Raw genomic sequence first — 8,578 nt, 5'->3', positions numbered from 1 at the left:
AGGTGAAGGTGAAATCGCGCAGCTTCATCGGCGGAATCATCATCACCAGGGTGGACTCGTCGCCGGCCACGCGCACCGGACGGCCGAGTTCCTCGATGTTGTTGAGCATGATCACCGGCGATTCGTTGAAGCGGAAGTTCTTCACCGGGTGCTTGATCACGCCGTTTTCGATGTAGAAGGTGCCGTCGCGGGTCAAGCCGGTCAGCAGCACGGTCTGCGGATCGACCATGCGGATGTACCAGGTGCGGGTGACCAGAATGCCCTTCTGGGTGCTCTTGACCAGATCGGCGGTGGATTTGTCGCCGCCGGCCATCAACAGATTGCCCGGCGCGCCGACCGCCTTCTTGCCCTGCTTCTGCGCCCAGTAACGCGAATAGCGCAGGGCCGCGATCTTGCCGTTCTCCACGATCGCCATCTTCTCGCGCGGCAGGCCTTCCTGATCCCACGGCATCACCGGCGCGCGCGCGTCCCACGGATCGGCGGTGAGGTTGACGCGCGGATCGTAGACCAGCTCGCCGAGCTTGTTGCCGCCGCCCTTCTTGGACAGGAAGCTGCGGCCTTCGTCGGCCTGGCGCGCGTCGAAGAAATTCATCATGAACGAGATCAACCCGGCCGCCGCGTGCGGCTCCAGGATCACCGTGTACTTGCCCGGTTCCAGCGCCTTGGCCTCGGCCGATTCGGTGGCCTTGCGCATCGCCACGCGGATGTCGGCGTCGCCCTTGAACTCGGCGGAGTCCTGCAGGCTGCGGCCGACCCAGCCCGAACCGCGGCCGTCGTCGGTGCGCACGGTGCAGGTGTAGTCGAAGTCGGTCGCGGTCTGGTAACCGAAATTGCCCTTGCTGTTGGCGAAGGCGACGAAGCTCTGGCTGTCTTCGAGGAAGCCGGCGGCGGTGAGCTTGTTGTCGCGGCACGGCGCGATCGAATCGGCGGCGACCTTGGCCCGGTACTCGGGCGTGATCGCGGCGGTGGCGGCGCTGAAGGTCGAGCTGGCCTTGTAGGTCTGCTTGTCGATGGCCGGGATGAACTCCGGGTTCTCCGGCGCCAGCTTGGCCAGATCCTCGGCCCGGCGCACCACCCGCGCCAGCGCGGCGTCGTCGAACTCGTTGATGGTCGCGGTGCCCACGCGCTTGCCGAAGGCCACCTGCACGGCCAGGCTGACGTCGCTGACGATGCCGCTGGTGGAAATGTTGTTGAGGGCGAACCGGACGTTGCCCTCGATCGAACCGGTCAGCACCGCGGTGCATTCGTCGGCCTTGGACAGGGCGATGACCTTGTCGAGGATGGTCTTGGATTGGGCTTCGCTGAAAATGCTCATGTCGGATTCTCCTGCGCCGGTCAGCCGAGCTTGCGGGCGGTGTTGATGACGTTGACGCCGTTGAACCGCGCCGTGCTGGAACCGTGCGAGACCGCCGAGACCTGGCCCGGCTGGCCCTTGCCGTCGAAGAACGAGCCGCCCAGGCGGTAGTCGCTTTCATCGCAGATCGCCACGCAGGAATTCCAGAACTCCGGCGTGCGGATCTGATACGCCACGTCCTCGAGCATGCCGGTGATCTTGCCGTTCTTGATCTCGTAGAACAGCTGGCCGCCGAACTGGGCGTTGTAGCGCTGCTGGTCGATCGAGAACGAACCGTCGCCGATGATGTAGATGCCGTTCTCCACGTCCTTGATCATGTCGGCGACGCTGAGCTTGTTCTTGCCGGCCGCCAGCGAGACGTTGGCCATGCGCTGGAACTGCACGCTCGACCACGAATCGGCGTAGCAGCAACCGTCGGATTCGGTCTTGCCCAGGATGTGGGCCTGATCGCGGATGGTCTGGTAATCGACCAGCACGCCGTCCTTGATCAGATCCCAGCGCTTGGTCTTGACGCCTTCGTCGTCGTAACCGACCGCGCCGAGGCTGCCGACCTGGGTCTTGTCGGCGAACACGTCGACCAGATCGCTGCCGTACTTGAACTTGGATTCGCGCTTGTCCAGGGTGGCGAAGCTGGTGCCGGCGTAGTTGGCTTCATAGCCGAGCACGCGGTCGAGTTCGAGCGGATGGCCGATCGACTCGTGGATGGTCAGCCAAGTGTGCGAAGGATCGAGCACCAGATCGTACTTGCCCGGCTTGACCGACGGCGCGGTGAGCTTCTCGCGCGCCTGCTTGGCCGCGGCGACCGCGTCGCCGAGCATGTCGTAGGACTTGTGGTAGTTGACCACGCCGTTGGGCGAGACGACCTTGCCCGAAGCGTCGCCGTCGAGGTATTCGAAGCCCATGCCCATCGGCGAGGACAGGCCCTGGCGGGTGCGGAACTTGCCGCTGGCCTTGTCGATGGCGGTGACGGTCATCGGCGCCCACACGCGGTGCACGTCCTGATCGATGTAGGAGCCGTCGGTGGAGGCGAAGTACTTCTGCTCGTTGACCAGGAACAGCATCGAGTTGACGAAGTTGGCGCCGGCGTTGATCGCCGCGGCGTTGACCCCGAGCAGCAGTTCGGCCTTGTCCTTGAGCGGCACTTCCATCGAGTTCTTGCGGATCGGGGTCTTCCAGCTGACCTCGCCCACGCCCGGGGTCTTGGCCAACTGCACCTTGGCGGTCTGGCTCTTGGCGTTGGCGCGGGCGATCGCCGCGGCCTGCTGCGCGGCCTTGGCCACCGCGTCGTTGTTGAGCTGATTGGTCGCGGCGAAGCCCCAGGCGCCGTCGACCAGCACGCGGATGCCGATGCCGGTGGATTCGACGTTGGTGACGTTCTGGACCTTGTCCTCGCGGGTGATCACGAACTGGCGCAGGTAGCGGCCGATGCGCACGTCGCAATAGCTGGCGCCGGCGGCGCGGGCGGCGTTGAGCGCGGCGTCGGCCCAGACCTTCTTCTTGGCCACATCCAGCGGCGCCAACAGATCTTCGGCGGCGATCAGATTGCCGAAGGGAATCATGAGTCCGGCGATGCCGAGTCCGGACATGCCCAGGAAGTTGCGTCTATCCACGTGATTATCCCGCCCTGAGTGGCCCCGCGCAGACGCGCCGGGCATGAGTGAATGAACCCGTCGAAATGTGCGCAGCGTCATGCGCGGGCGTCAAGTGCATAGAGGCACGTTTGCGCATGACGCGAGCCGAACCGGCAAACAATTCGCGCAGCGGTACGCACGATTTCGGCGATGCTGCGGTGCAGGCATGACTTTCGACCTAGTGCGGCATGCATCGGCGCCGACATCGCTTGGCGGGCGGGATCGACGAAGCCTCGCGGTCGCGCCGGGGCTATCATCGCCGGCTCGGACTTTCAGGCGCACGCTCATGGGAATCGACGCGAACATCCTGGTGCGGCGTGTCGCCGCCGATCGCGTCGACGATGCCTGGCTCGATGCGATCTCCGCCGGGCTTTGCCGCGACATCGGGCAAGACCGGTTTCTGTCGTTCGAAGAGGAGTGCGACGACTGCTTCGACGCGGCTGCCTCCGCATGGCAAGCGCGGTTCGCCGCCCATCCGTTGTACGTGGCCTTGAGCCTGTGCGACGACACCGACCAACGCAAGCGCGAGTTGGGCGAGTTGATCGAGGAAGACCTGGGTCCGTGCCGCGCGCGAGGGCAGCGGGTGATCCAGCGCAGTTCGAGTTGTTGCCGCGAACCCGGCGACCCGCCCCCGGGTTCGCGTTACCAGCAAGATGGTCCGCCGATCGATGCCGATCCCGGCGAATGCCTGCTCGAAATAAACTTGTTCAGCCGCTACTACGATGAGGACTACGCGCGCGGCGACCCGATCCTGATCGCCGCGGTAGCCGACTGGCTCGACGCGCAAATCCCCGGTTGCGAAGTCTGGTACGGCGGCGACAGCAGCGGTGTGCTGGCGGCACCGTTCGGTCGGCAGCGGCGCCGGCAATTGATCGAACACGCCCGCGTCCACGGCGATCCGAGTGGGTACTGGCAGCCGCCCGCGCGTACCGATTGAGGCGTGCGCGGCAGTTCCGCAACGAGCCGCCGATCACTTTCCCACCCGGTCGCTCCCCGCCAGCGCCGCCACACCGCCCGACCGCGCTATGGGCGCCACCCGGCCCACACGTTAAGCTTGGCGCCATGCAAACATTCCGGCACTGGATCGACGGGGCGCCGCGCGATGCGGCCGACGGCCGCTGGCTGGAAGTGTTCGATCCCGCCAATGCGCAGCCGTATGCGCAGGTAGCCGCCGGCGGCGCGGCCGAAGTCGACGCCGCGGTCGCCGCGGCGCAGGCGGCGTTTCCGGCCTGGTCCGGCCTGCCCCACAGCGAACGCGCGCAGTGGCTGGAAACCTTGGCCAGCGCGTTGGAAGCGCGGATCGAGCAATTCGCCCAGGCCGAATCGCGCGACGGCGGCAAGCCGATCCGCCTGGCCCGCGAGGCCGAGATTCCGCGCGCGGTCTCCAACCTGCGTTTCTACGCCCAGGCCGCGACCCAGTTCGCCAGCGAATCCCATCACGGCCAGGCCGGGCTGAACTACACCCTGCGCGCGCCGCTGGGCGTGGTCGCGGCGATCTCGCCGTGGAACCTGCCGCTGTACCTGTTCACCTGGAAGATCGCGCCGGCGTTGGCCGCCGGCAACACCGTGGTCGCCAAACCCTCCGAAGTGACCCCGGCCAGCGCGGCGATGCTCGGCGAGTTGTGCGCGCAGATCGGGTTTCCGCGCGGGGTGCTGAACATCGTTCAGGGATTGGGCCCGCAGGTGGGCGAGCCGCTAGTGGGCCATCCGGCGGTGCGCGCGGTGTCGTTCACCGGCAGCACCGCGGTCGGCCGGCGCATCGCCGCGATCGCCGCGCCGTCGCTGCGCAAGGTTTCGCTGGAACTGGGCGGCAAGAATCCGACCCTGATCTTCGCCGACAGCGACTGGCGCGCGAATCTGGACACGCTGGTGCGCTCGGCGTTCCAGAACTCCGGGCAGATTTGTCTGTGCGGCTCGCGCATCCTGATCGAGCGCTCGATCTACGCCGAGGTCCGCGATGCGCTGGTCGAACGCGCAGGCGCGCTGAAGGTCGGCGAACCGTCCGATCCGGCCACCGCAATGGGGCCGCTGGTCTCGCAGGCGCATTTCGACAAGGTCGTGGCCGCGCTGGACCGCGCCCGCGCCGAAGGCGGCCGGGTGTTGTGCGGCGGCGGCGCGCTGGACCGGCCCGGCTGGTACGTCGCGCCGACCCTGATCGAAGGCCTGGGCCCGGACTGCGCGAGCAATCGCGAAGAAATCTTCGGCCCGGTCGCGACCCTGCAGCCTTTCGACGACGACCAACACGCGCTGGCGCTGGCCAACGCCGGCGACTACGGCCTGAGCGCCTCGCTGTGGACCCGCGATCTCAATCGCGCCCACCGCCTGGCCGCGCGGCTGCAGGTCGGCATGGTCTGGATCAACACCTGGCTGCAACGCGACCTGCGCACGCCGTTCGGCGGCACCGGCGCGTCCGGGCTCGGCCGCGAAGGCGGTTTCGAGGCCATGCGTTTTTTCACCGACGCCAAAAACGTCGGTCTTCACCTGGGATGAGTTACGAATGAGTTCTGAAGACTCCAGTTCCAATGCTTCCGCCGGTTCTGGCAAGTTCAACGCCGGCTCTCCGAGTCCGTTGGACGAACTGCTGGAGCGTAATCGGGAGTGGTCCGAGCGCGTCACCGCCGAAGACCCGCGCTTCTTCGACCGCCTGTCCGAACAGCAGGCGCCGGAGTATCTGTGGATCGGCTGCTCGGACTCGCGGGTGCCGGCCAACCAGATCATCGACATGGCCCCGGGCGAGGTGTTCGTCCACCGCAACATCGCCAACGTGGTGGTGCACACCGATCTGAACTGCCTGTCGGTGATCCAGTACGCGGTCGACGTGCTCAAGGTCAAACACATCCTGGTGGTCGGCCACTACGGCTGCGGCGGCGTGCACGCGGCCCTGCACGGCATGCGCGTGGGTCTGGCCGACAACTGGCTGCGCCATGTCAGCGACGTCGCCGACAAGCACGGCGGCTGCATCGCCCACGCCCACCAGAGCGAGCGCCACGACCGCTTGTGCGAGCTCAACGCGATCGAGCAGGTGCAGAACGTCTGCATGACCACCATCGTCCGCGACGCCTGGACCCGCGGCCAGCCGCTGAGCGTGCACGGCTGGGTCTACAGCCTGCGCAACGGCCGCGTCCACGACACCGGCATGAACGTGGACGCGTTCGAGAACCTGCAACCGGCCTACGAGCGCGCCATCGCCAAGGTCAACTCCACCCACGGCGGTTCGCCGCGATGAGCCAAGCGGTGCGCACCGGCAACGCACCCAAGCCGGTCGGCCTGTATCCGCATGCGCGCCGGGTCGGCGACTTGCTGCTGCTGTCGGGGATCGGCCCGCGCGATGCGGCCAGCAACGCCATTCCCGGCAACGTCCACGACGCCCAGGGCCGGCTGATCGGCTACGACATTCAGCTGCAATGCCGCTCGGTGTTCGCCAACGTGCGCGCGGTGCTGGAAGCCAGCGGCGCCGGCTGGGACGATCTGGTCGACGTCACCGTGTACCTGACCGACATGGCCCGCGATTTCGCCGCCTACAACGCGGTCTGGGCCGAGTATTTCCCCGACATCGACCGCGCCCCGTGCCGGACCACCCTGGGCATCGTCGCCCTGCCCACGCCGATCGCGATCGAACTCAAATGCACCGCGCACCTTAAAACCACGCGCCCGCCCGGCGCGGCCACGGAGTAAGCCATGCTGCCCGGACCGATCAATCTGCAAGCCTGGATCGAGGAGCACCGCCACCTGCTCAAACCGCCGGTGGGCAACAAGGTGATCTACGTCGGCGACTTCATCGTGATGGTGGTCGGCGGGCCGAATCAGCGCACCGACTATCACTGGGACGAAGGCCCGGAATGGTTCTACCAACTCGAAGGCGAGATGGTGCTGCGCATTCAAGAAGACGGCGCGGTGCGCGACATCCCGATCCGCGCCGGCGAAACCTTCCTGCTGCCGGCGCGGGTGCCGCATTCGCCGCAACGCATGCCCGACTCGATCGGCCTGGTGATCGAACGCAAGCGCCTGCCGCACGAAGACGACGGTTTGCTGTGGTTCTGCGAACAGTGCAACCACAAGATCTACGAAGAGTATTTCCACCTGCGCAACATCGAAACCGACTTTCCGCCGGTGTTCGAGCGTTTCTATTCCTCGCGCGCTCACCGCACCTGCAGCCAGTGCGGCCACCTCAACCCGGCGCCCGCACGCTACGTGATGCCCGATACCTGAGCCCTCGCCGATGAAGGCACTGCCGCCGCTCGCGATCGCCGCTGCGCTGCTGGGCCTGCAGCCGTCCGGCGCCGCGCGCGCCAATACGGTGGTGATCGCGCCGCCCGCGCCGGCCGCTGAAGCCAGCGTGGTGCTGGCCGGCCATCTGATCGCCGAACCCGGCGAACCCGCGCTGGGCGCGCACACTCTGGTGATCCGCGAGGGACGTCTGGCCCGGGTCCAGCCCGGTCTGGATGCGAACATCGAGCCCGGCGCGCGGGTGATCGATCTGTCCGACGCCTACGTGTTGCCGGGCCTGATCGACGCGCACATGCATCTGGCCATCGACAGCGACGTCGATCCGGTCACCCTGGCCTCGCCGGCGCGAACGGCGCTGGCCACCGCGGCCTACGCCCAGCGACTGCTGCGCGCCGGCGTGACCACCGTGCGCGACGTCGGCGACAACAGCGGCGTCACCTATGCGGTGCGCGACGCGATCGACTCCGGCGCATTGCAAGGCCCGCGCATCCTCGCCGCCGGCCGGATCATCTCGCGCAGCGGCGGCCACGGCGCCAAGCGCGCCAGCGCCGCGGAAATCGCCTACGCGCCGGCCGCCTGCGACGGCGTGGAATCGTGCCGGCGCGCGGTGCGCGAGAACATCGAAGCCGGCGCGGACTGGATCAAGCTCACCGTCTCCGGCTCCGGCCGCGAGGCCGGCGGCCAGCCGCAGGCGGCGCCGAACATGTTCGAAGACGAAGTGCTTGCCGCGGTCGCCGCCGCGCGCCAGGCCGGGCGGCCGGTCGCGGCGCATGCGCACAGCACCGCGGCGATCAATCTGGCGCTGCGCTCGGGCGTGCGCACGATCGAGCACGGCACCTACTTCGATGAAGAATCCGTCGCGCTGTTCAAGCAGCAGCGCGCGTATCTGGTGCCCACCGCCTTCGTCGCCAACTACGTGGCGTCCAAGCTGAGCATGTTCGCCGGCGGCCGCGACGGACGCGGCAGCGACGACCTGCGCAGTTGGACCGAAGCGGCCAAGGCCGGCCCGGGACGCGCCTGGCGCGCGGGCGTGCCGCTGGCGCTGGGCACCGACGGCGGCCCCAGTTTCGAGCCCACCGCCACCGCGCAAGAGATCGGCCTGTACGTACAGTCCGGCGTGCCCCTGGCCCAGGCCGTGCGCGCGGCCACCGCCGGCAACGCCGACGCGCTCGGTCTGGGCGCGGAAACCGGCCGCGTGCGCGTGGGCTATCGCGCCGACCTGATCGCCGTCGCCGGCGATCCGCAAGGCGACGCCGCGCACCTGCAGCGCATGCGGATGGTGATGAAGCAAGGCCGCCTGGCCTGTTTGCGCGATTGCACCGAAGCGTCCGCCGGATCGCCGGCCGGCCAACCGTCCAAGTAGACT

Annotated in this window: 8 protein-coding genes; 6 read left to right on the top strand and 2 right to left on the bottom strand. The window is 67.7% G+C overall.

The window, feature by feature from the left end; all coding sequences use genetic code 11:
- Together V7787_RS09210 and V7787_RS09205 are read right to left on the bottom strand one after the other, a co-directional pair.
- A partial coding sequence (locus V7787_RS09210; protein WP_336087484.1) for a TldD/PmbA family protein occupies nucleotides 1-1,315 on the bottom strand: 1,315 nt, incomplete at its 3' end.
- Nucleotides 1,316-1,335: 20 nt separating this feature from the next.
- Entirely contained in the window at nucleotides 1,336-2,964 is a 1,629-nt protein-coding gene (locus V7787_RS09205) for a TldD/PmbA family protein (RefSeq protein WP_336087482.1), read from the bottom strand.
- Between the two features lie 307 nt (nucleotides 2,965-3,271).
- On the opposite strand from V7787_RS09205, the gene V7787_RS09200 reads away from it, so the two are divergent.
- From V7787_RS09200 to V7787_RS09175, 6 genes are all read left to right on the top strand, one after another.
- Nucleotides 3,272-3,922 (top strand): hypothetical protein, encoded by a 651-nt coding sequence (locus V7787_RS09200; RefSeq protein WP_336087480.1) that lies wholly within the window; start codon nucleotides 3,272-3,274, stop codon nucleotides 3,920-3,922.
- Nucleotides 3,923-4,047: 125 nt separating this feature from the next.
- The gene (locus V7787_RS09195) at nucleotides 4,048-5,475 is read left to right on the top strand and encodes an aldehyde dehydrogenase (RefSeq protein WP_336087478.1); all 1,428 of its coding nucleotides are present in this window, start codon (nucleotides 4,048-4,050) and stop codon (nucleotides 5,473-5,475) included.
- A 7-nt stretch (nucleotides 5,476-5,482) separates the two neighbouring features.
- On the top strand, nucleotides 5,483-6,211 hold the full coding sequence (can, locus tag V7787_RS09190) for a carbonate dehydratase (RefSeq protein ID WP_336087475.1): 729 nt from the start codon (nucleotides 5,483-5,485) through the stop codon (nucleotides 6,209-6,211).
- A complete protein-coding gene (locus V7787_RS09185) occupies nucleotides 6,208-6,660 on the top strand; it encodes a RidA family protein (RefSeq protein WP_336087473.1) in 453 nt (150 codons plus the stop codon). Before can ends, V7787_RS09185 begins: the two co-directional genes overlap by 4 nt.
- 3 nt (nucleotides 6,661-6,663) lie before the next feature.
- Nucleotides 6,664-7,194: a 3-hydroxyanthranilate 3,4-dioxygenase gene (locus V7787_RS09180; RefSeq protein WP_336087471.1), complete on the top strand. Its 531-nt coding sequence runs from the start codon at nucleotides 6,664-6,666 to the stop codon at nucleotides 7,192-7,194.
- A 10-nt stretch (nucleotides 7,195-7,204) separates the two neighbouring features.
- Nucleotides 7,205-8,575: an amidohydrolase family protein gene (locus tag V7787_RS09175; RefSeq protein ID WP_336087469.1), complete on the top strand. Its 1,371-nt coding sequence runs from the start codon at nucleotides 7,205-7,207 to the stop codon at nucleotides 8,573-8,575.
- Nucleotides 8,576-8,578 lie beyond the last annotated feature (3 nt).

The organism is Pseudomonas sp. CGJS7, from assembly GCF_036961695.1.
This window is presented reverse-complemented; position numbering and strand designations above follow the sequence as displayed.

Excerpts from the sequence above, each read along its gene's own strand:
- V7787_RS09200 (WP_336087480.1), top strand. The coding sequence starts at position 3,272 with ATGGGAATCGACGCGAACATCCTGGTGCGGCGTGTCGCCGCCGATCGC.
- V7787_RS09195 (WP_336087478.1), top strand. The coding sequence starts at position 4,048 with ATGCAAACATTCCGGCACTGGATCGACGGGGCGCCGCGCGATGCGGCC.
- can (WP_336087475.1), top strand. The coding sequence starts at position 5,483 with ATGAGTTCTGAAGACTCCAGTTCCAATGCTTCCGCCGGTTCTGGCAAG.
- V7787_RS09185 (WP_336087473.1), top strand. The coding sequence starts at position 6,208 with ATGAGCCAAGCGGTGCGCACCGGCAACGCACCCAAGCCGGTCGGCCTG.
- V7787_RS09180 (WP_336087471.1), top strand. The coding sequence starts at position 6,664 with ATGCTGCCCGGACCGATCAATCTGCAAGCCTGGATCGAGGAGCACCGC.
- V7787_RS09175 (WP_336087469.1), top strand. The coding sequence starts at position 7,205 with ATGAAGGCACTGCCGCCGCTCGCGATCGCCGCTGCGCTGCTGGGCCTG.